We start from the raw sequence: 23,914 nt of genomic DNA, 5'->3' as shown, positions 1-23,914 counted from the left end.
GCACACCTGTGCATAATTCCCAAATGCTGATTGGAACTGTCTTTTATTATATTTGTATCGAACCCGGCATCTAAAAGACGGATGCAGAATGGATGTCTTCTAACGGTCGGGAGGAAGAAAAAACAGGAGATTTTTAAATGGCCAAAGCGAAAGTGGAATCGACAGGAACAGTATATAATGAAGATAGCATCAGAAGTCTCGACTGGCGGGAACATATCCGCCTGCGACCGGGTATGTATATCGGAAAGCTGGGAGATGGCAGTAGTCCGGATGACGGCATTTACGTGCTCGTGAAAGAGATCATCGACAACTGTATTGACGAGTTTGCGATGGGATATGGTAAAAACATCGAGCTCACCGTGAAAGAAAAAACCGTAACCGTGCGTGATTACGGCCGGGGTATCCCACTGGGGAAAATAGTGGATGCGGTGAGTAAGATGAACACCGGCGCCAAATATGACAGTCGTGTATTTAAAAAATCTGTAGGCTTAAACGGTGTGGGATCAAAAGCCGTGAACGCGCTCAGTCAGTATTTCCGGGTGGTATCCGTCAGAGACGGGAAGGAAAAAGCCGCCGAATTTGACCGGGGACTATTGATCAAAGAATACAAGGAAACGAAAACCAAAGAGGCTAATGGCACCCTGGTGACTTTCACGCCGGACGACACCATATTCAAAAATTACAAATTTCTTCCGGAATTCCTGGAGAACCAGATCTGGAACTATTGCTTCCTGAACGCAGGGCTGAAAATCATATTTAACGGAAAATCCTATGTGAGCCGCAATGGGTTGCTGGATCTGTTGCAAAGAAAAACCAACGAGGATGAGATCCGTTACCCAATCATTCACCTGAAAGGCGAGGATATTGAGCTGGCCGTAACACATGGAAATGCCTATGGAGAGGAAATATACAGTTTCGTAAACGGACAGTATACGGCCCAGGGCGGGACCCATCAGCAGGCATTTAGAGAGGCCTACGTGAAAACGATCCGCGATTTTTACAAGAAGGATTATGACGTGGCCGATATCCGTACCGCTATCGTCGCAGCGATCGCGGTGAGGGTGGTGGAGCCTGTGTTCGAAAGCCAGACCAAAACCAAACTCGGCTCGCAAAATGTGGATCATCATGGTCCGTCGATGCGCCAGTTCGTGGGCGATTTCATGAGCCGGGAGCTGGACAATTATTTACACAAAAACCCTTCGGTTGCGGATGCCGTTAAGAAGCGGATTGAGCAAAGCGAAAGGGAACGAAAAGATCTGGCTGGTATCAAAAAGCTGGCGAACGAAAGAGCCAAAAAAGCAAACCTGCACAACAAAAAACTCAGGGATTGCAGGTATCACCTGAATGACGAGCCCCCGGCGAAAGGAAAAGATGAGTTTATAGAAAAGCAAAACCAAAGCACGATCTTCATCACCGAGGGCGACAGTGCCAGCGGGTCTATAACCAAGGCCAGGAATGTGGAGACGCAGGCGGTATTTAGTCTGAGAGGCAAGCCCCTGAATTCCTTCGGGCTTACCAAAAAAGTCGTATATGAAAATGAAGAATTCAACCTCTTGCAGCACGCGCTGAATATTGAAGAAGGACTCGAAGGGTTGCGATTCAATAATGTGGTGATTGCCACCGACGCCGATGTGGATGGTATGCATATCAGACTGCTCATCATGACTTTCTTCCTGCAGTTTTTTCCGGATCTGGTGAAGCAGGAAAAAGTCTATGTGTTGGAGACACCGCTTTTCCGGGTGCGTGATAAAAAAGAAACCATCTATTGTTACAGTGAGGCAGAAAAGCAGGCAGCCATGAAGAAGCTGACCGGTAAACCTGAGGTTACTCGTTTCAAAGGACTGGGAGAGATCAGCCCCGAAGAGTTTGCTCAGTTTATTACCAACGGCATGCGCAAACAACTGATGCGCCTGGAACATGGCGATCATATTCAGCAATTGCTGGAATATTATATGGGCAAAAACACCCACGACCGCCAGAATTTTATAATAGATAACCTGGTGGTGGAGATGGATAAAGTGGAAGAGGAGGAACCTGCCGTAAGCTGATAAAATACCCGCTATGCACGAGTTTCATATGGATAAGGAAAGGTATTTCAGAATGAATATTGCTACAACAACGCAGTTCATCATTCCTTTTATCCGCCAGATCAAAGAGCTGAAACAGGGGATGAGGGTGTTGGATCTGGGCTGTGGTGAAGGCGGGATTCTGAAATCGTTTCTGGACCTGGGTCTTCAGGGTGTGGGTATTGAAATGGATGCCGTGAGAATAAAAGACGCGCAGGTTTTTTTGAAAGAATACATTGAGCGGGGTGATGTTAAATTCCTGACCGTTGATATTTATGATCCGGAAATCGAACAGGATTTTAGTCAGCATAAATTCGATATTATCCTGCTGAAAGATGTCATCGAACATATTCCGCAGCAGGAGAAAATGATCACCTATCTGGGAAAATTTCTGAACCAGGGCGGTGTCATTTTTGTTGGATTCCCTCCCTGGCAAATGCCTTTTGGGGGGCACCAGCAGATCCTGAAAAATAAGATTCTTTCCCGTACCCCCTATTATCACTTGCTGCCACGCCGGGTGTATCAGCAGATTCTTGAGGCTGCCGGCGAGAACGTGCAGGAAATGATGGATATCCGCGATACCGGCATTTCGATAGAGCGTTTTGAAATAATTGTTAGAGCTGCGGGATACAAAGTGCTGAATCAAAAACACTATTTACTAAACCCTATTTATCAGTTCAAATTTGGATGGAAGGCGAGGGAACAGTGGAAGTATATACAGCGGCTGCGGGGAATTCGAAATTTTTTCACTACGGGGGTATATTATTTAATAGGTAAACAAGAAGCATGATTCATATTGTTTTTAATGAGGCAGAAGTGCAACTGATGCAAAATGTGCAGGAGCTTGATGAAAGTCTGGCTGGAGAAGTGGTCCAGATTAAAGACGATTTTGCAGTCGGCCCCATTCAGCAGATCTATGAACCGGAGGGATATAGGGTGCGGCGCGACTGGTGGCAGGAATTACTGGAGCTTTCGCCTTATAAAGGACAGACGGAAATTGTAGATGATAAGCTGACGGTCCACAAACTGATCAGGTCACTGGAAGAAAACCCGGAAGAAGTAATATGGATTTGGATGGGTCAGAACCAGCATGATGTATGTGGTTATTACTGGCTGATACCCCAACTGAAGGATTTTCAGGGCAGGGTGATGGTGTTGTATCTCAATAATCTGCCCTTTATCAATGAAAAGGGTCAGATTTTTTATCCCTCCTGGCTGCATGAGATCAGGCCTTCTGAATTTCTGAAGGCTAAAAAACTAGCCCGCCCGGTCACCCTCAGCGAGTTTGAAGTTGATCCGGATGAATGGACAAGACTGATGGAAGAAAATGCGATCGTCCGCGTACTCGAAGGAGGTAAAAAAATCATAGGCAGGCAGGCTGATTTTTATGATGCTGATCTGCTTGCTGGTGTTACCGGGAACTGGCAGAAAGCTGCCCGGGTGCTCAGCAGTACCCTGCACCGTATGAAGATTAAGACCGGTGATGTTTTCCTGATGTGGCGGATGAAACAACTGATCGATGAAGGTAAAATATCACTAATGGGTGAGTTTTCGTCGGATTGGAAAAGTTTTGATGTGAAGATTGCCTCTAAAGAAGAGACTGAAACAGTCGGTGAGGGTGATTAAAATACGAGCAACACAGCTCAGCGTTTTGAATTTGGGTTGATAAGGTTTGGAGAAAAGATATGAAGGGACAAATACAGAAAGAAATTAAGGAAGCGAGTACTACGGGTATTCAGGGTCAGTTTAAGACCTGGTTCCTGGATTACGCGTCCTATGTGATCCTGGAGCGGGCTATTCCGGCTGTAGAAGACGGGCTCAAACCCGTACAGCGGCGTATCCTGCACGCGATGAAAGAGATGGACGACGGCCGTTTCAGCAAAGTCGCAAACATCATTGGTCAGTCTATGCAATACCATCCTCACGGGGATGCCAGCATCGGAGATGCGCTGGTCAACATGGGTCAAAAAGACCTCATGATTGAAACACAGGGAAACTGGGGTGACGTGCGGACCGGCGATGATGCGGCCGCACCCCGTTACATCGAAGCAAGGCTGAGCAAGTTTGCGCTGGAAGTGGCTTTCAACGCCAAGACTACTGAATGGCAGCTTAGTTACGACGGCAGGAAAAACGAGCCGGTGACCCTGCCAATGAAATTTCCGCTGGTGCTGGCACATGGCGCTGAAGGTATCGCTGTTGGCCTGACGACCAAGATCTTGCCGCACAATTTTAACGAACTCATTGATGCTTCCATCAAATACCTGCGGGGCAAGGGTTTCGAGCTGTACCCCGACTTCCAGACAGGGGGGATGGTGGATGTTTCCGATTACCAGAAAGGTAAACGTGGCGGGAAAGTGAAGCTCAGGGCACATATTGAAATATCAGATAAAAAAACGCTGACCATTAAGAGCCTGCCATATAGCGTTACAACGGATCAGCTGATTGAGTCGATCGTCAAAGCCAACGACCAGGGTAAAATAAAAATCAAAAAGGTTACAGATTCAACAGCAGCATTGGTTGAAATTCAGGTAGACCTGGCGCCGGGAATTTCTCCCGATATTGCGATGGATGCCCTGTACAAGTTTACGCAGTGTGAGATCTCCCTTTCACCCAATGCCTGCGTGATCATGGATCAGAAGCCGCAGTTCCTTACAGTCGATGAACTGCTGAAGTTGTCCACCGACCAGACGAAAGAGTTGTTGAGCCGGGAGCTGGAGATCAAACTGGCGGAGCTGAATGAAAAATGGCATTACACATCCCTGGAGAAAATATTTTTTGAGGAGAGGATTTACAAGGAGCTGGAAAAAAAATATGCTGACTGGGAGAAAGTGATTGCGGCGATCGATAAAGCTTTTGACCCTTTCAAGAAAAAATTAAACCGGGAAATTACCCGTGAAGATATTCTCAAACTGACGGAGAAACCGGTGCGCAGGATCTACCGCCTGGACATCAATGAGCTGGATGCACAGATCCGGGGATTGGAGGATGAGATCAAACAAGTTAAGTTTCACCTGGCCCACCTGGTTGATTTTGCAGTTAATTATTTCGAAAATCTGAAGAAGAAGTTTGGAAAGGGGCGCGAGCGTAAAACCGAGATCATGCAGTTTGAAGTGATCGAGGCGAGAAACGTGTCTATTGCAAATACAAAGTTGTATATCGACCGCCCCGGTGGATTTATTGGTACCGGTCTGAAGAAAGAAGAATTCCTTTTTGAATGTTCTGACCTGGATGATATCATTGTATTCACGAAGCGCGGCGTTATGAAAGTGATCCGTGTTTCCGACAAGACTTTTATCGGCAAGGATATTATACATGCTGCAGTTTTTCAGAAGAACGACGACCGCACCACGTATAATATGATCTATACCGATGGGAAATCGGGGCGGAGTTTTGCGAAACGATTCAGTGTTACGGGTATTACCCGCGAAAAGGAATACGACCTCACGAAAGGAGATGATAAGAGCAAGGTGCACTATCTCAGCGTTAATCCCAATGGTGAGACCGAAGTCGTGAAGATTACTTTAACTCCGGGTTGCGCAGCCAGAAACAAAGAGCTTGAATATTATTTCGAAGAGCTGGAAATAAAGGGCCGGGGGAGTATCGGTGTCACGGTCACCAAGTACCCGATAAAATCTGTTCGCTTTAAAGAGGCCGGTCGTTCAACGCTCGCCGGCAGGAAACTCTGGTTTGACGATAAATTTGGTCGACTGAGTGCCGAAGAAAAAGGTATCTATCTGGGGATGTTTGAGCCGGAAGATCGTATACTCGTGATTTATACCGATGGGTATTATGAGATCACCGACCAGGAAATGACGCAGAAGATCAATGCCGAGAGAGTATTGCTGATAGAGCGGTTTGATCCGGAAAAGATCATCACGGCGGTGTATGCCGATATGAAAATGCTTCAGTTCAATGTGAAGCGGTTTAAAATAGAAACGACAACGCTTCACAACAAATTCCTGTTTATCAAGGAAGGGGAGGGAAATTACGTGGAATGCGCAACGACAGAAGAAGAACCTGTCTTGAAGATGCAGTCTGGCAAGGGCGGGCAGGCGCGTAGTGCCCGGTTTAAGATTGCGCGGGTAACGGAAGTCACGGGCTGGAAAACAGTGGGCACTAAACTCGCCGATTACAGCGCCAGCACCATCATGGAGTGGACGAGCCACGAGAAAGACAACCTTCAGCAGGAATTATTTTAATACATAAGTAACAGATTGAATTTGCATTACAAAGAGAACTCAGTTATTATCTGAAATTGTGACAGCTTTTGCGGCTTCGGATAGAGATTATAGGTTATTTTTGAATGTAAACAGGCTTTAATATTTATTCAGATGAGGTATATATTCGCGACGTCAGGATTGGCTTTAGTTCTTGTTTGGGGTTGTGTTTCTACCGACTCCCAGGAAGTCAAACAGGGTTCTAAGCAAATTGCCCCTTCACAAATTTCCCTGAAAGATACCATTCGCGTTGAGCAGGAAGAGGTGAAGCCAAAGGGCCCGGTTCTGGATACGGCAGACTATGACAAGCGCATGCACCAGCTTGCCAATGGCGATTCCACGGGTCGCTGGCCCGCTAAAGCGCCTTATCCGCGCCCCGGAGCTGTCCTGCCTTTTCACCGCGTGGTGGCTTATTACGGTAATCTTTTTTCTACGCGGATGGGAGTACTGGGCGAGTATCCGAAAAAGGAAATGATCAAGAAACTGCTTCAGGAAGTTCATAAATGGGAAAAGGCTGATCCCCATACCCCTGTGAAACCAGCCCTGCATTATATTGCAGTGACTGCGCAGGGAAGCCCGGGGCAGGATGGAAAATACAGACTGCGTATGCCTTTTCACCAGGTGGATACAATTATCAAGTGGGCTCGTGAAATCAATGGGCTGGCCTTCGTGGATCTGCAGGTGGGTCATAGCACTGTAAAGCAGGAAGCATCCCGATTTACCGAATATTTTAAACAGCCCGATTTTCACCTGGGCATTGATCCCGAGTTTTCAATGAAAGGCGGGCAGACACCCGGAACGGTGATCGGGAAATTTGACGCCAGTGATATTAACGATGCCATCGATCTGCTGGCGCAGGCAGTGCGTGAGAACAATCTCCCACCGAAAATACTGGTTATTCACCGGTTCACACAGGATATGATCATGAACTACAAGGCGATCAGGAAGGTTCCTGAAGTGCAGATTGTGGTGGATATGGATGGCTGGGGCAGCAAGGCGTTGAAAGCCGGAACCTATAAGAGGCATGTGTTCCGGGAGCCCGTTCAGTTTACCGGTTTCAAATTATTCTACAAAAACGATGTGAAAAACGGCAACCATATGTTTACGCCGGAGGAATTGCTGAAGTTTACCCCCAAGCCGATTTATATCCAGTATCAGTAGACGTTAGATTTTAGACTTTAGACGATAGACTGTTTTATACACATTTACATGCGTATACCTAATATCTGATATCTAGTATCTAATATCTAATATCTAGCGTCTATTATCTAGTATCTAGCGTCTAATATCTAGCGTCTGCGATCATTCCACTACAATATCCGGATTGATGTCTTTCAGATCGTTGATGAATTGATCAGCGCCCGCACGTTTTGATTTTCCGCTAAGATCTGAAAAATTTTGTCAATATTAAAGTTAGATAGTTTTCGCTATTTCATGAACAGGAATTGCCTCCGGGAAAAAAGATACTAATTTTTGAATAACTTCTTCTACCAGTGCATCCGGACAGGACGCGCCGCTGGTCAGCAGTATAGAAACCGGCTCTTTTTCAGGGAGGAATTTCTTCGACAGCAATTCCACTTTATGATGAAAATCGAAGTGCAGGATCTCATTCCTGCTGATCATCTTTTCCTGGTTGTTGATAAAGAAAGTAAGCAGCTTTTCTTCAAAAAGCTCAACCAGATGCGAGGTGTTCGAAGAATTGTAACCTCCAACAACGATTGCCAGGTCTGCCGGCGTGTCAAGCATCTCAGCGACTGAAGTCTGGTTGTCATTGGTTGCATAGCACAGCGTATCCCTGGTGTCGGCAAATCTTTCCTGTAAATTATCTTTCGTCAGGCCGTACTTTTCAATCATGATCGTTTTGAGATACTCTGCAATTGCCTGGGTATCGCTGGCCAGCATGGTGGTCTGGTTCACCACCCCAATCCGCTGCAAGTGGCGCTGCACATCAAACCCGGCGCTGTACTGCCCCCTGAAGCTTGTGTAGAATTCTCCCGGATCTTTTTCTCCCGTAATAAACTGCCCCAGTTCTATGGTCTGCTCCATATTCCTAACCACCACTGCAGGTGCATCGGAAGCAGCATGAGAGAACGTAGCCCTGGTCTCCTCATGTGTGGGTTTACCGTGTATAATGATTGTATAATCTTTTTTCGCAATAGCATTGCTGCGGTTCCAAACACGCTCCACGAAAGGACAAGTGGTATTATACTTTGCTGTTTCAATGCCTTTTTCCTGCAATTGCTTTTCAATCTGCAGTGTGGTACCAAAAGCTGGGATCAACACGATATCATCCGGCTTAAGCTGGTCAAAAGGAATCAGTTCGCGCCCGTGAGTGTCCTGCAGGAACCGGACTCCCTGTGAACGCAGATCAGCGTTAACCCTGGGATTATGAATCATTTCACTCAGGAGGAATATATTTTTGCCCGGGTTTTCTTCAACCGTCTTGAATGCAATCTCAATGGCGTGTTCCACACCATAACAAAAACCAAAATGTCGTGCCAGAAAAATCTTTACCGGACCGAAATCGAGTAGAGTGGGGGTAAAATCTTTTTTCAACTTATCCTGTTCCTTACGCTGTTTCTTTATGTTTGAGATTAGCGGGCTTCTGTAGAAAAACGGGACCTCAAATTGCTTCATACTGCAAAAATAAATTTTATCTGCCAAATATAAATTGTTGCTAACTTCATCCAAATATTACCTTATGGTCAGGATTTTTTTGCTTGCCGGATGTATGGTCTTGATAAATTCCTGTATTTTGATGCCCAAAAATGACGATGGGAAAGGTTCAGCAACATCCCAACCTATAAATATAACGAATTTATCCGGAAAAGTAATGGATTGGAAACATCAGACCAATATCTACGAAGTCAACCTCAGGCAGTACACCAGCGAAGGAACGATTCGCGCTTTCGCCGGCGAGCTCCCGCGCCTGAAAGAAATGGGTGTTCAAACACTTTGGTTTATGCCGCTGACGCCTATTTCAAAGGAAAAGAGAAAGGGTAGTCTGGGCAGTTACTACGCCTGCTCCGATTATAAAGCGGTCAGCCCTGAATTTGGAAACCTGAACGATTTTCGCGAGCTGGTAAAAACAGCCCATTTCATGGGGTTTAAGGTTATCCTCGACTGGGTGGCCAACCATACCGGCTGGGATCATGTGTGGACTAAAACGCATCCCGAATATTACCTGAAAGACAGTGCTACCGGAACGTTCAAAATAGCCAGTGGGATGGACGATATCATTGAGCTGAATTACGGCAATCCTAAACTGCGCGAAGCCATGAAGGATGCCATGAAATTCTGGGTGCGCGAATGTGACATCGATGGATTTCGCTGCGATCTGGCTACCTGGGTTGAACTGGATTTCTGGCAGGAGGCCAGACCAGCACTGGACTCCCTGAAACCACTTTTCTGGCTGGGAGAATATGACGAACTGGACAATCCCGATTATGGGAAAGTTTTCGATGCCAGCTATACGTGGACCTGGATGCATCAGGCAAAGGACTATTACGAAGGGAAAAAATCGCTGTCAGACCTCAGAGCATTACTCAATCGCTACCAGGCGATCGGTCACGGAAGTATGCGGGCCTGGTTTACTACCAACCATGATGAGAACTCCTGGAACGGCACCGAATACGAAAAATATGGCGATATGGCGCTCCCGCTGGCTGTCTTCAGCAGTACCTGGGACGGCATTCCGCTGATTTACAGCGGGCAGGAACTGCCGCTGAAGAAAAGGCTGAAATTTTTTGAAAAGGACCCCATACCGTGGACAGGGAATTATGCCCTTCAGCGTTTCTATAAAACCCTCTTTGATCTGAAATCATCCAATCCGGCGCTACGAGGCGGAGATTCCGCCGCAGAAACCCGGCTGCTGACAACTTCAGCCGATGACAAAGTGCTGGCTTACCTCAGGAAGAACGGGCCGCAGGAAGTGCTGGTCTTACTGAACCTTTCTTCAGCTTCTTTGCATGACCTCACTATAACCGGTACCAAACCGGCAGGGATATTTTTCAATGTTTTTACGGGTGCACCTATGGACCTTGACGCTATTAAGGCATTCACCCTGAAACCATGGGAATTTATGGTGTTGAAAAACTAACGGCCGCTACCTGGCATTTATCACCAATAAGGGAATTTTGCTGTGCCAGGCCAGGTTCTTGGTCAGGCTCTTATGAAACAGGCTGTCGAAAAAATGCCGGACCCTATGCAGGCAGACAATAACGGATACCTGCCTGTCAGTTGCGAACTGGTTGATGGTACCCTCTACATCCTGGCTTGCTATGCTGTGGAATTCAGGTTGGAAATCTTTAAAATGTTCCAGGAACGAATACGTGTCCTGTTTTGTTTTCGCGGGATCAGTCTCGCGGGATTCAACATACAAGGCAAGCATTTTCGTATCCCAATTCCAGATAATATGCCGCAGACTTTCTACCGTGTCTGGTGGCACCGGTTTCAGGTTCGTGGCGATCAGCAGGGTATGCGGAGCTGATAATTCAGTTTGCATGGGCACGATCAAAAGCGGGTATTTCAGGTTTTCGATTGCCTTAGTTGCATTACTTCCTATGAAAGTTTTTTCAAGTCCGCTCCGGCCCCTGATGCCCATGACCACCAGGTCGACCTGTTCCGTGCTGCAGATCTTGTTGACCGACTCCAGCAGGTTGATGGAATCCGTTCGGCATTCGATGTCAATTTTGCTTTCAGTGGCCGCAAGCAATTTTTCCCGGATTTCGTCCAGTTCCTTCAGGTTCTCGATCCGCGTAGTTTCAATTTGTTCCGATGCCCATTCGTAGTTATTGAAAACGCCGGTAGCTTCGACGGGTGCCAGCAAAGAACTGATTTCGTTGGGCGCCAGCAAAGCTGATATGTCAAAATGGTGAAAAAGAATGATTTTTTCCGTGCCCGTATTCCGGGCAAGCAGACTTGCATATAGTGCCGCGTGAAGGGCGTTGTCTGAGAAATCGGTAAGGACAAGCATTTTGTTCATATGAATATTTTTTATGACTATGCCGGTCGACAAATGATCACACCCAAATCCCGTTTCGGGTTTTGGATATTGCCTAACAATTCCTGCTATACTATTCAAATTTACATCATTATTCCGGTATTTGGCGGAGTCAGATCAAATAAAAAAGCCTGCAATTTCTGCAGGCTTTTTAATATCGTTCGTTACTTATTTAGAAAGAACTGTCGTCATCGCCCGAAAGGTTGATCTGGTAACTGTATCTGCCAGTGTAACCGGGGTAGATACCTTCAAAGTCTACCGTGCTGCTCCGGCCACGGCTCATCGCTGCTGCCAGCTCATCGGTATTCTTGATATTTAAACCATTTACCTTGGTGATGATAAATCCCTTCTCAATCCTGGTCTTGCTCAACGGACCATTCGGGCTGATATTTAATACTTTCACACCACCGTTGATCTTGTACTTAGCTGCATCTTTGGCATCCACATTCTGAAGTTGAACGCCCAGGTTGTCCTGTAATACTTTCGCGCTGGAGATATTAATGGTACTCGGTTTGGAGCTTAACGTCACAGATGTCGAATAGGGTTTTCCGCCGCGGATATAATCGATCTTGATTTTGTCGCCGGGTTGCGCGCTGCCAAGGTGACCAGCCATTTCCAGTCCGGTTGAGACGCTTTTGTTATTCACTTTCGTAATCACGTCTCCTTCGCGGAGACCGGCCTTTCCTGCGCCGCCGTCAGATGGGGCTTCCATGACATACACGCCCTGCCCGCCTTGAAGTCCGGCACGTTTGAGGAACTGGTCGTTCTGATCATTGTCAGACGAATAAGTAACGCCCAGGTATCCTCTTTTCACATCGCCAAATTTAACAATATCATTCACCACTTTCTTCACAATATTAACCGGGATTGCGAAAGAATATCCCGCGTAAGTTCCGGTTGGCGCTAATATCGATGAGTTGATACCAATCAGTTGTCCGGCAGTGTTTATCAGTGGTCCACCGCTGTTCCCCTGGTTCACTGCAGCATCCGTCTGAATGAAAGATTCGATAGGTGATTTACTTTGACTGCTGTTGATACCAATGCTCCTGCCTTTGGCGCTGATGATACCCGCAGTTACTGTGGCTTCCAAGGAGAACGGATAGCCCACAGCCAATACCCATTGACCTACCTGCAGTTCATCAGAGTTTCCATAGATGAGATAAGGCAGGTTAGTTGCATCAATCTTCAGGACGGCAAGGTCTGTGCTTGGATCGCGTCCGACCACCCGGGCTGTATAAGTTTTTTTACCTTCATTCAGGGTTACTTTGATTTCTTTGGCAATTCCGCTTTCTCCATCGGATATCACGTGATTATTAGTTACGATGTATCCATCCTGGCTGATCACCACACCACTACCACTGGCTCTTTGTTCGGGAATGATCATGGGGCCACCGCCACCGAAGAAATCACCAAAAAAATCTTCAAACGGATCATTACCCCTGCTCCGGCTATTGGGCAGGTTGTTGGTTACTTTTTTCGCGGGGATCTTGGTTTTGATATGCACCACAGCCGGGATCGCAGCCGAGGAAGCCCTGGTGAAATCTGTTGATTCAGGGGTACTACTTTTACTTTCCAGATAACTTGCATAATTTACAGGTAGCTTGCCATTAACGGGCCCACCCACGGTGGAATCGTTGGTTTTGAAAAATTTGCCATATAAAAATATGCCGGCAAATGCTGATAATAGACTGATGACTACTATCAGGAATAATTGTTTCACTTTCATATTCTGGTCTTCTTTTGATTTTTCAGTTTCAAATTTTGTGCCTTTCTATTGTAAAAATAACAAACTGTCAGTCTGTTGGTTTTTTAGGAATCAGGTTTAACAAAGTTTTACTAAAGGTTTCGTACTTCTGAAGCCGGTTTTGCGTTTGCTGAACTGCAGTTCCTGGCTTAAACCCAATAGCGACAAGTGTTTAAGAATTCAATTAAATATAATGTCATACTTGAAATTTGCCTCCCGCTTCCGCGCGATCGCCAGATTTGAAAGTTATCACAGCTTTAACAGGAATGCCATTGTGTCCTCACCATCGGCGTAATCGTCAATCCCCGGGCGCTGGGCCTTACCGAAAGAAAGACCTCCCAGGCCAACCAGACATTGTAGGTCGGGATTGTTTTTCAGGCCTTGCAGCACTTCATCTGCTGAGTGATAGGTCTCATAGTTCAACTGGCTGACAGGGGAATAGAGGCTGGCATCTTCAACCAGCAGCAGCGAGTTGTTGCTCATATAAAACCTGTTGTTCAGGATATGCAGGGCCAGATTGTAATCGTAATTGTTTTTGTATTTATGAATGTCAGCGAGGTAATCGTATTTGCCAAAAGCTTTTAGAATCGGGCCGAAATCATAACCATCCGGCACATATATCTTAGTAATATTCCTGCACCCCAATCCAAAAAATAGGTAAACATCATCTGCCAATGCCTGTAGTTGATCTTCTGTTTCCGTACCCGCAAGTACGGCCACTGAAGTCCTGTTTCGCCTGATCAGGTTGGGATATTTTCCAAAATAATAATTGAAATAGGGTCCGGTGTTGTTGCTTCCCGTTGCGATATAAGCGTCGCAGCCTTTCAGCATGGATTCAAAGCTGATCTGAGTCGAAAGGGAAGGCTCCCAACTGATTAGCTTATCTGCGAGATGCCTGATCAGCACTTCATCTTTGGAAGATGGTTTTATCCTGACAGCGTGACCGCTGATAAACACACACAGAAAATCGTGAAAACCAACTAATGGGATATTTCCGGCCATAACCAGGCCTACGGTTTTGCCGGTAGCGTCTTCATCGCTGATATCGGGATAACGGGCCACCCATTTGCTTAAAATGTCTTCCTGAAGGAATTGCCCGGCGATATTTTTCACAGCAATATCAATGAATTCCGGCAGGAACCAGGTGTTTTCTGCGTATGCTTTTTCTTTTGTTTTTTGCCAGGAGGCGTCATTACTGTCAAGGTATTGTCCTAATTTTACCAGCAAATGGATGCGTTGTAAAAGTTTCATTTCTTCTTATTAAATTTGTGGTTATTTACGGATCAAATTTGTAGTTAAATACGGACAAAAATAGTTTCATAACAATAAATTTTACATTATGGCAATCAAAATCACTGAAGAATGTATTAACTGCGGAGCCTGCGAACCTGAGTGTCCCAACAATGCAATTTACGAAGGCGGGGTGGAATGGGCAATGGCTGATGGAACCACGGTATCGGGTGCCTACACCCTGATGAATGGAGGATCAATAGACGCCCTCGCAAAAAATTCCCCGATTAGCGTCGATACCTATTATATTGTTCCGGATAAATGTACAGAATGCCAGGGTTTCCATGAAGAACCTCAGTGTGCTTCAGTTTGCCCGGTAGACTGCTGCGTTCCTGATGAAGAGTATCAGGAGACTGTTGAATCTCTGTTGGCCAAAAAAGAAAAATTACACGCCTGATATTTTAGGGGCTCCTTTCAGGGAAAGCCGTGTCAACACATGGTTAGGGGTCGTTTTTTCACATCAAAATTATGAAGAGAAACATAGCTTTGGTAACGGGTGGATATTCTGGTGAATCGGTTATTTCATACAAGAGTGCCGTTACCATTCAGGAGAACCTTGACCCCGAAAAATATACGGTTTACAAAATAGAAATTACTCCGGAAGGATGGTTTTACCAGCCCGCCGGGGACGGAGGAGGCAGGGTGGCCGTCAACAAGAATGATTTCTCTATTCTGGTCCATGGTCATCCTGTTACTTTTGACGCGGTGCTGATTGGCTTGCACGGCACGCCGGGCGAAGATGGAAAACTTCAGGGTTATTTTGATATGCTTGGCATCCCTTACACGGGTTGTGATGCCGCAACTTCTGCCATCACCTTTAATAAAAGCTACGCTGTGGCCGTTGCGGGAAAAGGCGGCGTGGCTGTCGCCCAATCTGTTTTACTGTTTGCTCACAGCCCTTACTCAACGGATGATATTCTCTCGCAGCTCACACTGCCCTTGTTTGTCAAACCCAATAACGGAGGCTCCAGCATTGGGATGAGTAAAGTGCTTGATGCAAGTGAGCTACCGCGCGCCATCGAAAAAGCCTTTCATGAGGACAGTCAGGTCATCGTGGAGGAAATGATCGAAGGTCGTGAATTTACCATCGGCGTATTTCGGACAAGAGGAGAGATCATCACGTTGCCATTGACCGAGGTGAAGGCACATGACACCAAAATATTTTTTGATTTTGAAGCTAAATACGAAGGGCATTCCTCGGAAATTACACCAGCGATTGTTGCTGAAGAGATAGCAGAGAAGGTTAGGGAAGCGGCCAGGAAAGTTTATGCACTGTTCAACTGTCGCGGAGTTATCCGCATTGATTTCATTTATCATGAACGTTCCGGACAGCCCTATATGCTTGAGGTGAATACTGTTCCGGGACAAACGGCAGCAAGTATTGTTCCTCAGCAGGTAAGAGCATCAGGCAGAAATTTGAGGGATTTTTATAGTTCGCTCATTGAGGAATGTTTCGGGTAAATCCTATATTTACCGCCTAAATATTATAATGTTTAAGTTTATTACAAATAAACCGCTTTGGGTAAATATTATAGCGGGCCTGGTTCTGGCTCTTCTGATCTTCTCAGGTTTTATACTCTCGCTTTCCTGGTTTACCAACCATGGAGATTCTAAAACCGTACCTCCGGTGCTTGGCAAGACATTACCGGAAGCGCAAAAGATCCTGGAGAAAGCTGGGTTTGATATTGAAATCGCGGACAGTGTTTATGTTGATTCGCTGAAACCACTGGAAGTGCTGCGGCAGGTGCCTGATGAATACGAGGTCGTGAAATCCTCGCGGACAGTATATCTCACCATAAACAGAGCTGTACCGCCACTGGTGGAAATGCCGAATATTGTGGGCTATAGTTTTCGTAATGCCGAACTGGTGCTGAAAAACCTTGGACTGAAAGTAGGGGATACTACCTATCGTCCTGATTTTGCCAAAAACTCAGTGCTGGAGCAGAACTATAACGGTGCACCCATATTGCCCGGGGCCAAACTAAGGATGGGTAGTTCCATCGGGCTGGTGATAGGCAACGGTCTGGGTAACGCCGCGATGGCGGTTCCCAGTATTGTGGGCATGACCTATGCAGAAGCCAAGACCCTGATTGAAGGAATGGGCCTAAGTTTTGCGGTGATCATAGCTGCTCCGGATGTGAAGGACACAGCGTCCTCCTATATCAATCGTCAGAGTCCGGAAAAGTTTGATGTCGATGGTAAACTGCGTCTGATCAGACAGGGGCAAACCATGGATATCTGGCTTAGCCTAGAAAAACCCGCTGTAAATACTTCAGGTGGAAATTCGGGAGCCGACAGCAGTGGAAAAGCAGAGGAGACGCCGTGAGAGGGGAACAAATTAACCAATTATTCTTTTGAATTATAACTATGGAAACAATCACTGTACATGAATTAAAAGCCAGACTCGATAAGGGTGAAAAAATAAATCTGATCGATTGCAGGGAGCCTGCCGAGTTCGCAGAATATAATATTGGGGCCACCCTCATACCATTGGGTGAGATCCAGCGCATGCAGTTAGGAGTCATCGAGGGAAAAGAAAATGAAGAAATTATCATTCATTGCCGCAGCGGCAAGCGAAGCGCCCAGGCCTGCCTGTTCCTGGATACCCTGGGATTTAAAAACACGGTGAATCTGGAAGGCGGAGTGCTTGCCTGGAAAGAAGCTTTCGATAACGCCTGAATCATCGGGTAATCGCTAACACCGAGTATACCACCAACGAATTTTCACACAAACGCCGCAGGTCCATTTATCGGATGATTTGTTTTGTATATATACGCATCATCTAATATCTGGGATCTATTGTCTAGTATCTAATATCTATTGTCTAGCATCTAATATCTATTGTCTAGCATCTAATATCTATTGTCTAGCATCTAATATCTATTGTCTCCCTCCCAGTACAGCAGCCATCGTATTTCCGATGTCAGCGGGGCTATTCACAACATGAATGCCGCAATCGGCCATGATCTTCATTTTGGCAGCAGCGGTATCGTCAGCGCCGCCTACAATAGCGCCGGCATGCCCCATACGACGTCCGGGGGGTGCAGTCTGACCCGCGATAAAACCTACTACCGGCTTGCGATTGCCGGTTTCCTTGATCCATCTTGCTGCTTCAGCTTCCATGCCACCACCGATTTCGCCGATCATGACGATCGCTTCGGTTTCATCATCGTTCATGAATAATTCAATGGCATCGCGTGTCGTCGTACCAATGATCGGATCGCCACCGATGCCAATGGCTGTGGTGATACCCAGTCCGGCCTTGGCCACCTGGTCAGCAGCTTCATAGGTGAGCGTACCCGATTTGGAAACAATACCTACTGTGCCCGGGATGAATACAAATCCAGGCATAATGCCCACTTTGCAGGCGCCCGCAGAGATTACACCCGGACAATTCGGTCCTACTAGCCTGGTACGGGTTCCCTCCAGGTAGTTCTTCACCTTCACCATATCCTGGATTGGAATACCTTCCGTGATGCAGACCACCAGCTCCACACCGGTGTCGGCAGATTCCATAATGGCATCGGCGGCAAAGGCGGGGGGAACAAAAATAACACTCACGTTAGCGCCGGTTGATTTTACACAGTCGGCCACCGTATTGAACACCGGGCGATCCAGGTGTGTGGTGCCTCCCTTGCCGGGCGTTACGCCGCCCACGATCCGGGTTCCATACTCAATCATCTGCGAAGCGTGAAATGTTCCTTCTGTTCCTGTAAAGCCCTGAACCAGGACCTTTGATTCTTTACTTACCAGTACTGCCATAGATATAATTTGTTACATTGATTTAACGCAAATGTATTGGATTTGAAGCCAACTGCAAATTTCAGGTTCAACCCTTCGAATCGTTTCCGGCTCCGGAAAGCAATGTTTACTTAACTATTTTTTGTCATCTGTATTAACACCGCGATCTCCCTTCTGCATTTGTTCTACTTTTATTTCTTCCCTGATCTCTTCCTTCATTTCTTCCGGCAGTTCACCGGTTTCCTGGAAAGTCCGCATGCTCTTGGCATCCTGCAGAAATTCTGATGCAAAGATGAATGCATTCAATCTTGCGTTTTTATTAAAAATAATCTCTTTGTTGTTGCCCTCCCATTCTTTCTTCCCTTGGTACAGATACAAAATATAATCTCCTATTTCCATTACGCTGTTCATGTCATGCGTGTTCAGCACCGTGGTCATATTATATTCCCGCGTGATCTCCTGGATCAATTTATCAATGACCATTGATGTTTGGGGGTCCAGACCTGAATTTGGCTCATCACAAAAAAGATATTTCGGATTCAGGACGATGGCCCTTGCCAGCGCCACCCTTTTTTTCATGCCGCCACTGATCTCGGAAGGGTATTTCTTATTGGCATCCACGATATTTACCCGGTCCAGCACCTCGTTGACCCTTCTTTTGCGGACAGAATACTTTTCTGTCGAGAACATTTCCAGGGGGAACATAACGTTATCCTCTACCGTCTTGCTGTCGAACAACGCCGACCCCTGGAACAACATACCAATTTCCTGCCTGATGATTTTCTTTTCATGGTCGGGGATATGGATAAAATCTCTCCCCGCGTACAGAACCTCCCCCGCATCAGGCTTCACCAGTCCCACCATACATTTCATAAGGACTGTCTTGCCGCTTCCACTGGTACCAATGATCAGGTTGCACTTACCTGCAAGCATGGTGGCGTTGATGTTTTCCAACACTACCTTATTGCCAAAACTCTTCCTGATATTTTTTATTTCAATCATAGTTGGGCCAGATAATTAGAGTAACAGTGCTGAAAGAACATAATCGGCCAGCAAGAGTAGCACGCAGGATACCACTACGGCCCTGGTGCTTGCATAGCCGATCTCCACCGATCCGCCCTTTACATAAAATCCGTAATAAGCGGGAACGCTTGTAATCAGAAAAGCGTATACGAAACTCTTGATGAGCGCGAAATAAACATTATAGGGCTTGAATTCCATCAACAACCCCTTGTCGAATATGGTAACGTCGATGATACCCGCTGCCATGCCCGCGAGTCGGCCGCCCCATATACCGAGAACCATCGCAATGGTGATCAGCATCGGTATCGTAATAACGCCCGCCAGGATCCTTGGCAGGATCAGGTAACTTTTTACATTTATTCCCATTATCTCGAGCGCATCGATCTGCTCACTCACGCGCATATTACCCAGTTCGCTGGCAATCTTGCTTCCCACAACACCGGCCAGCACAATACAACTGAGTGTGGGCGCAAATTCGAGGATCACTGTATCCCGTACGATCTGGGCGATGGTGGATTTGGGAATAATCGGAGACACCAACTGATAGGCGGTCTGAAGTGTAGAAACAGCGCCAATAAAAATTGAGATGATAAAAATTATTCCCAGTGAACCAATCCCAATATCATAGCATTGCAAAACGAACTGCCTCCAGTACATTTTCTTGTTTTCCGGCGGCTGAAACATGCCCCCGAACATCTGGATAAACTGTCCGAATTCTCTGATTATTTTCAAACCTGTTGCTTTTTATTTCGATTTATCAGGGATTAGCGGTTTCCTTTTTTTCCCGCTTGAGCTGCGCATCGATCACGGCAACCATCGCCATATTGACGATATTGCTGACGCTGCTGTCCAACTGTAATACGTGCACCGGCTTCTTCAGGCCAAGGACTATCGGTCCGATGACATCAATGGAGCCGATTTCCTTTAGAATATTATATGCGATATTGCCAGAAGCTAAGTTAGGGAAGATTAGCGTGTTGACCTCTTTTCCCGCTAATTCGCTGAATGGATACAACCGCGTTAGCAGGGCATTGTTGAGCGCCACATTGGCCTGCATCTCACCGTCCACGATCAGCGTTGGATCTTTTTGCTTCACAATTTCCCGGGCCTGTGCCACGGTTCTGGCCTCCGGCGAATTGCTGCTCCCAAAATTTGAGTAACTCAGCATGGCGATTCGTGGCGTGATATTCAGCGCACGCACTTCACCAGCCGTCAGCATGACGATCTCCGCCAGCTCTTCGGCGGTTGGGTTGAAATTAATCGTTGTATCCGCCAGGAACAGCGGACCTTTCTTGGTCATCACCATGTACATACCGGCTACTCTATTCACGCCCTCCTGCTTGCCAATAATCTGAAGAGCGGGCCGGATCGTCTCATCATAATTTTTAGTCAGACCAGAGATCATGCAATCAGCTTCGCCGGTTTCCACCAGCATGCATCCAAAGTGGTGCCGGTTCTTCATGATCTTCAGCGATTCATCCCAGGTAAACCCTTTGCGGGATCTCTTTTCGAAAAAGATCTTGCCAAATTCCCGTCGCTTGGCTTCTTCCTTATCACCTCTGGGATCCAGCAGGGTGGCTCCCGAAAGGTCAAGTTTATGAAGCGAGGCGAGGGATTGTATAATTTTCTTATCGCCAAGCAGGATCGGAAATCCGATGCCTTCATCCAGCACGATCTGTGCGGCTTTCAGAATATTGGGATGTTCTGCTTCGGCAAATACAATTCTCTTGGGAGCAGTTCTTGCTTTAGTGCCGATAACCCGCAATACCTGATTGTCCATACCCAGCCGCTTGTTCAGGTCCTGGGCATACTGATCCCAGTCTGAGATAGCAATTTTTGCCACACCCGAATCCATAGCAGCCTTTGCCACAGCGGGAGCCACGGTGCAAAGCAGGCGGGGATCCAGGGGTTTTGGGATGATATAATTCGGGCCAAAGGAGATCGTCTGCTCGTTATAGGCCAGGTTCACGATGTCGGGGACGGGTTGTTTGGCCAGATCGGCGATGGCTTTCACTGCTGCCAACTTCATTTCGGTATTGATTTGAGCGGCGCGAACATCGAGTGCTCCCCTGAAAATATAAGGGAATCCCAGTACGTTATTTGCCTGGTTGGGATAATCGCTTCTGCCGGTTGCCATGATGATATCTTCGCGGGCTGATGTCGCCAGCTCCCAGGTAATCTCGGGATCGGGATTGGCCATTGCAAAAACAATAGGTCTGGGCGCCATGGCTTTGATCATTTTCGCATCCAGCACATTTGCAGCACTCAGCCCGATAAACACGTCTGCGCCTTTCATGGCATCATTCAGCGAAATATCCTTTGGGGCCGTGGCGAACCTTGATTTGAACTGATCCAAACCTTTTCGGTCCTTGTGCAGTGCGCCCTTGGAATCGAACATCGTGAAGTTTTCGGGATTTGCCCCCATTTCCTGGTATAACATAACGCAGGCCATGGCTGCGGCTCCGGCGCCGTTGACAACAAATTTCACCGTCTCAATATTTTTTTGCTGTACTTCCAGGGCGTTCAGCAAGGCGGCAGCGCTGATGATGGCCGTGCCATGCTGATCGTCGTGCATCACCGGAATTTTGAGTTGTTCCTTAAGTTTTTTCTCGATATAAAAACATTCCGGCGCCTTTATATCTTCCAGGTTGATTCCTCCAAATGTGGGTTCCAGTGCTTTAACAATTTCAACAAATTTTTCGGGATCTTTTTCGTTGACTTCCAGGTCAAAGACATCAATATCCGCAAATATTTTGAATAACACACCTTTGCCTTCCATCACCGGCTTTGCGCCTTCCGGCCCGATATTGCCCAGGCCCAATACGGCCGTACCGTTGCTGATTACCGCGACCAGGTTACCCTTTGCGGTATATTTGTACACATTGTCAACATCTTCTTCGATTTCCAGACAGGGAATAGCTACGCCGGGGGAATAGGCCAGCGAAAGATCACGTTGCGTTTTGGTTTCTTTGGAGGGGATGACTTCAATCTTCCCGGGGCGCCCTTTTGCATGATATTCCAGCGCCTGTTCTTTTCTTAGTAAGGACTTTGCCATTTGGTAAATAGTTCAATTTTCGACCCCGAAAAGTAAGCCAAAGCGGGGAACGGGCAAAATATAAATTCCTGTTAAAGCGGATTTTTAACGATTCCATTTAATTTTATTTCCTCGTCAGTGATTAATAATATATTTGGACGTCAAATAAGAAAAACTAATTAATCCCGTTTATGAAAAATGTATTGCTAATCAGTTTGTTTGTGATTTCAATAACACTCAGTTGTTGCAAGAAAAGCGGACCCGAACCTGCTCCGGCTAAGGCAAGTAATGAACAACTGGCTGCAGATTCAACGTTCTTGTTTACGAAAGAGATCTACCTGTGGAATACTCAAATACCTGATTATAACAGCTTCAATCCCAGGAGCCTCGTAAAAGCCGGCGATCCAATAGCAACTTCAGATGCGGTGCTTAAAAGCATCCGGAGCAGGTATTCCAGCGGGCTGGATAAATGGAGTTTTGCGGTTTCCTCGGCAGAATCGGATCAGATCCAAACAGGAAGAGGAGAGGACTGGGGATTTTTTGTCAGAAGCGCTGTTAATCCTTCCAATGTGGTGAAATGGTATATTACCTATGTGAACACCAGTTCCACAGCAGGGCAGCTGGGCGTTAGAAGAGGGTGGTATATCAATAAAGTCAATGGAAATGTGGTGGAATATAATAATGCCGGCGCCGATATCCTGAACAACCTGCTTTTTGGTACAACATTGACGGCTAACATTGAGTTTATTAAACCGGATGGTTCCGCTCAAACTTTGAGTCTTTCAAAGACAGTGCATACGGCGAATGCCGTGATGTACACCAATGTGTACAATACGACCAACGGACGAAAAGTTGGGTACCTGGCCTATAACCAGTTCTTCCAGGGAGGCTACACCAAAGAATTGAAGTCGGTGTTCGAGAATTTTACGTCACAAGGCATAAACGAATTAATCGTAGACCTGCGAAATAATCGTGGCGGGTCCGTGGCCACCCAGGATACCCTGGCTAACCTGATCGCACCTTCATCGGCAACGGCCTCTGTGATGTACCAATATGAATTTAACCAACAATTACAAAGCGGTAATTTTCCGCTGCTGAAACGGAGATTTGGGTGGAGCAATAATGCATTTTCACTTCAAAATAACACAGAGAGGTTTATTAAACTGGGTAGCATGAACCTGAGCCGGGTATTCTTTATCACCACCCGCAACAGCGCATCTGCCAGCGAGCTGCTGATCAATAACCTGAAGCCGGTCATTGATGTGCAAATCATTGGAGATACGACCGATGGTAAACCCGTAGGTTATTTTCCAATTGATCTATCCAATAATGTCTCCTTCTATGCAGTTTCTTTCAGAACAATCAATGGAGCAGGTAATGCAGATTTTTACAGAGGATTTTTCCCGGCAAAATTGGTAGACGAAAGACGGAAACTGGTGGATTGGGGAGATCCCGCTGATCAATCTCTGGCACAGGCGCTCTATTATATCAACAATGGAAATTACCAGGCCATTGCGCCAAATAATGCCTTAAATACCCTCCAGCGGTCAGTTTACAGCCAGGGCGCTTTGGAAAACAAACTGAACAGTAAGAAATTTTCCGGGATGTTCCGCGATAAGTAATCGCGTAAATTTCAATGATAAATCCTGTTATGCCTTTACTCCGGACTAAGAGTAGGAGAGAAGCAAAACGCTTGGTATTTTCCTCGAATGCCCAGGGATAAGTAATTACTTAAATTTCAACAATAAATTGCGTTATGCCGTTACTTCGGCGTGAGAGTGGGCGAGTAACCAAACG

At 46.5% G+C, this 23,914-nt stretch carries 19 protein-coding genes; 11 read left to right on the top strand and 8 right to left on the bottom strand.

Annotated features, from left to right (window positions below):
* Positions 1 to 137 precede the first annotated feature (137 nt).
* The 5 genes from AC3WS5_RS11450 (at position 138) to AC3WS5_RS11430 (ending at position 7,444) form a co-directional block, all read left to right on the top strand.
* Positions 138 to 2,048 (top strand): DNA topoisomerase IV subunit B, encoded by a 1,911-nt coding sequence (locus AC3WS5_RS11450; RefSeq protein WP_492467516.1) that lies wholly within the window; start codon positions 138 to 140, stop codon positions 2,046 to 2,048.
* A gap of 13 nt (positions 2,049 to 2,061) precedes the next feature.
* Complete coding sequence (locus tag AC3WS5_RS11445) at positions 2,062 to 2,856, top strand: class I SAM-dependent methyltransferase (protein WP_492467515.1); 795 nt, start codon at positions 2,062 to 2,064, stop codon at positions 2,854 to 2,856.
* Positions 2,853 to 3,692, top strand: coding sequence for a DUF1835 domain-containing protein (locus AC3WS5_RS11440; RefSeq protein WP_492467514.1), 840 nt, complete (start codon positions 2,853 to 2,855; stop codon positions 3,690 to 3,692). Before AC3WS5_RS11445 ends, AC3WS5_RS11440 begins: the two co-directional genes overlap by 4 nt.
* 59 nt (positions 3,693 to 3,751) lie before the next feature.
* On the top strand, positions 3,752 to 6,265 hold the full coding sequence (locus tag AC3WS5_RS11435) for a DNA gyrase/topoisomerase IV subunit A (protein WP_492467513.1): 2,514 nt from the start codon (positions 3,752 to 3,754) through the stop codon (positions 6,263 to 6,265).
* Positions 6,266 to 6,397: 132 nt separating this feature from the next.
* Positions 6,398 to 7,444: a hypothetical protein gene (locus tag AC3WS5_RS11430; RefSeq protein WP_492467512.1), complete on the top strand. Its 1,047-nt coding sequence runs from the start codon at positions 6,398 to 6,400 to the stop codon at positions 7,442 to 7,444.
* A gap of 252 nt (positions 7,445 to 7,696) precedes the next feature.
* Here the strand turns inward: AC3WS5_RS11430 and AC3WS5_RS11425 are convergent, their stop codons facing one another.
* A complete protein-coding gene (locus AC3WS5_RS11425; RefSeq protein ID WP_492467511.1) occupies positions 7,697 to 8,920 on the bottom strand; it encodes a 4-hydroxy-3-methylbut-2-enyl diphosphate reductase in 1,224 nt (407 codons plus the stop codon).
* A gap of 121 nt (positions 8,921 to 9,041) precedes the next feature.
* Here AC3WS5_RS11425 and AC3WS5_RS11420 point away from each other — a divergent pair, with 121 nt between their 5' ends.
* A complete protein-coding gene (locus tag AC3WS5_RS11420) occupies positions 9,042 to 10,382 on the top strand; it encodes an alpha-amylase family glycosyl hydrolase (protein WP_492467510.1) in 1,341 nt (446 codons plus the stop codon).
* A 6-nt stretch (positions 10,383 to 10,388) separates the two neighbouring features.
* On the opposite strand, the gene AC3WS5_RS11415 is transcribed toward AC3WS5_RS11420, so the two are convergent.
* The 3 genes from AC3WS5_RS11415 to AC3WS5_RS11405 all read right to left on the bottom strand — a co-directional run bounded on the left by AC3WS5_RS11415 (position 10,389) and on the right by AC3WS5_RS11405 (position 14,280).
* Positions 10,389 to 11,267 (bottom strand): universal stress protein, encoded by an 879-nt coding sequence (locus tag AC3WS5_RS11415; protein ID WP_492467509.1) that lies wholly within the window; start codon positions 11,265 to 11,267, stop codon positions 10,389 to 10,391.
* Between the two features lie 190 nt (positions 11,268 to 11,457).
* On the bottom strand, positions 11,458 to 13,011 hold the full coding sequence (locus AC3WS5_RS11410; protein WP_492467508.1) for a trypsin-like peptidase domain-containing protein: 1,554 nt from the start codon (positions 13,009 to 13,011) through the stop codon (positions 11,458 to 11,460).
* A gap of 267 nt (positions 13,012 to 13,278) precedes the next feature.
* Complete coding sequence (locus tag AC3WS5_RS11405; protein ID WP_492467507.1) at positions 13,279 to 14,280, bottom strand: acyl-CoA reductase; 1,002 nt, start codon at positions 14,278 to 14,280, stop codon at positions 13,279 to 13,281.
* Between the two features lie 88 nt (positions 14,281 to 14,368).
* On the opposite strand from AC3WS5_RS11405, the gene AC3WS5_RS11400 reads away from it, so the two are divergent.
* The 4 genes from AC3WS5_RS11400 (at position 14,369) to AC3WS5_RS11385 (ending at position 16,998) form a co-directional block, all read left to right on the top strand.
* Entirely contained in the window at positions 14,369 to 14,716 is a 348-nt protein-coding gene (locus AC3WS5_RS11400) for a 4Fe-4S dicluster domain-containing protein (RefSeq protein ID WP_492467506.1), read from the top strand.
* Between the two features lie 71 nt (positions 14,717 to 14,787).
* Positions 14,788 to 15,780 (top strand): D-alanine--D-alanine ligase, encoded by a 993-nt coding sequence (locus tag AC3WS5_RS11395; RefSeq protein WP_492467505.1) that lies wholly within the window; start codon positions 14,788 to 14,790, stop codon positions 15,778 to 15,780.
* 28 nt (positions 15,781 to 15,808) lie between these two features.
* A complete protein-coding gene (locus tag AC3WS5_RS11390; RefSeq protein WP_492467504.1) occupies positions 15,809 to 16,645 on the top strand; it encodes a PASTA domain-containing protein in 837 nt (278 codons plus the stop codon).
* Between the two features lie 41 nt (positions 16,646 to 16,686).
* A complete protein-coding gene (locus AC3WS5_RS11385) occupies positions 16,687 to 16,998 on the top strand; it encodes a rhodanese-like domain-containing protein (protein WP_492467503.1) in 312 nt (103 codons plus the stop codon).
* 201 nt (positions 16,999 to 17,199) lie between these two features.
* On the opposite strand, the gene sucD is transcribed toward AC3WS5_RS11385, so the two are convergent.
* The 4 genes from sucD to AC3WS5_RS11365 form a co-directional block, all read right to left on the bottom strand.
* Positions 17,200 to 18,081: a succinate--CoA ligase subunit alpha gene (gene sucD, locus AC3WS5_RS11380; protein WP_492467502.1), complete on the bottom strand. Its 882-nt coding sequence runs from the start codon at positions 18,079 to 18,081 to the stop codon at positions 17,200 to 17,202.
* 114 nt (positions 18,082 to 18,195) lie between these two features.
* A complete protein-coding gene (locus AC3WS5_RS11375; protein ID WP_492467501.1) occupies positions 18,196 to 19,062 on the bottom strand; it encodes an ABC transporter ATP-binding protein in 867 nt (288 codons plus the stop codon).
* Positions 19,063 to 19,077: 15 nt separating this feature from the next.
* Complete coding sequence (locus tag AC3WS5_RS11370; RefSeq protein ID WP_492467500.1) at positions 19,078 to 19,815, bottom strand: MlaE family ABC transporter permease; 738 nt, start codon at positions 19,813 to 19,815, stop codon at positions 19,078 to 19,080.
* A 25-nt stretch (positions 19,816 to 19,840) separates the two neighbouring features.
* Positions 19,841 to 22,138, bottom strand: coding sequence for an NADP-dependent malic enzyme (locus AC3WS5_RS11365; RefSeq protein ID WP_492467499.1), 2,298 nt, complete (start codon positions 22,136 to 22,138; stop codon positions 19,841 to 19,843).
* Between the two features lie 170 nt (positions 22,139 to 22,308).
* Here AC3WS5_RS11365 and AC3WS5_RS11360 point away from each other — a divergent pair, with 170 nt between their 5' ends.
* Complete coding sequence (locus AC3WS5_RS11360) at positions 22,309 to 23,739, top strand: S41 family peptidase (protein WP_492467498.1); 1,431 nt, start codon at positions 22,309 to 22,311, stop codon at positions 23,737 to 23,739.
* The last annotated feature ends 175 nt before the right edge of the window (positions 23,740 to 23,914 follow it).

This window comes from Niabella sp. CPT15-335-S11 (assembly GCF_058792415.1).
Note: the sequence above shows the minus strand (reverse complement) of the source record. Positions and strands in the feature narration are given on the sequence as shown.

Bases quoted from the DNA above. Each gene is read 5' to 3' on its own strand.
- AC3WS5_RS11450 (WP_492467516.1), top strand. From the start codon at position 138: ATGGCCAAAGCGAAAGTGGAATCGACAGGAACAGTATATAATGAAGAT.
- AC3WS5_RS11445 (WP_492467515.1), top strand. From the start codon at position 2,062: ATGCACGAGTTTCATATGGATAAGGAAAGGTATTTCAGAATGAATATT.
- AC3WS5_RS11440 (WP_492467514.1), top strand. From the start codon at position 2,853: ATGATTCATATTGTTTTTAATGAGGCAGAAGTGCAACTGATGCAAAAT.
- AC3WS5_RS11435 (WP_492467513.1), top strand. From the start codon at position 3,752: ATGAAGGGACAAATACAGAAAGAAATTAAGGAAGCGAGTACTACGGGT.
- AC3WS5_RS11430 (WP_492467512.1), top strand. From the start codon at position 6,398: ATGAGGTATATATTCGCGACGTCAGGATTGGCTTTAGTTCTTGTTTGG.
- AC3WS5_RS11425 (WP_492467511.1), bottom strand. From the start codon at position 8,920: ATGAAGCAATTTGAGGTCCCGTTTTTCTACAGAAGCCCGCTAATCTCA.
- AC3WS5_RS11420 (WP_492467510.1), top strand. From the start codon at position 9,042: ATGCCCAAAAATGACGATGGGAAAGGTTCAGCAACATCCCAACCTATA.
- AC3WS5_RS11415 (WP_492467509.1), bottom strand. From the start codon at position 11,267: ATGAACAAAATGCTTGTCCTTACCGATTTCTCAGACAACGCCCTTCAC.
- AC3WS5_RS11410 (WP_492467508.1), bottom strand. From the start codon at position 13,011: ATGAAAGTGAAACAATTATTCCTGATAGTAGTCATCAGTCTATTATCA.
- AC3WS5_RS11405 (WP_492467507.1), bottom strand. From the start codon at position 14,280: ATGAAACTTTTACAACGCATCCATTTGCTGGTAAAATTAGGACAATAC.
- AC3WS5_RS11400 (WP_492467506.1), top strand. From the start codon at position 14,369: ATGGCAATCAAAATCACTGAAGAATGTATTAACTGCGGAGCCTGCGAA.
- AC3WS5_RS11395 (WP_492467505.1), top strand. From the start codon at position 14,788: ATGAAGAGAAACATAGCTTTGGTAACGGGTGGATATTCTGGTGAATCG.
- AC3WS5_RS11390 (WP_492467504.1), top strand. From the start codon at position 15,809: ATGTTTAAGTTTATTACAAATAAACCGCTTTGGGTAAATATTATAGCG.
- AC3WS5_RS11385 (WP_492467503.1), top strand. From the start codon at position 16,687: ATGGAAACAATCACTGTACATGAATTAAAAGCCAGACTCGATAAGGGT.
- sucD (WP_492467502.1), bottom strand. From the start codon at position 18,081: ATGGCAGTACTGGTAAGTAAAGAATCAAAGGTCCTGGTTCAGGGCTTT.
- AC3WS5_RS11375 (WP_492467501.1), bottom strand. From the start codon at position 19,062: ATGATTGAAATAAAAAATATCAGGAAGAGTTTTGGCAATAAGGTAGTG.
- AC3WS5_RS11365 (WP_492467499.1), bottom strand. From the start codon at position 22,138: ATGGCAAAGTCCTTACTAAGAAAAGAACAGGCGCTGGAATATCATGCA.
- AC3WS5_RS11360 (WP_492467498.1), top strand. From the start codon at position 22,309: ATGAAAAATGTATTGCTAATCAGTTTGTTTGTGATTTCAATAACACTC.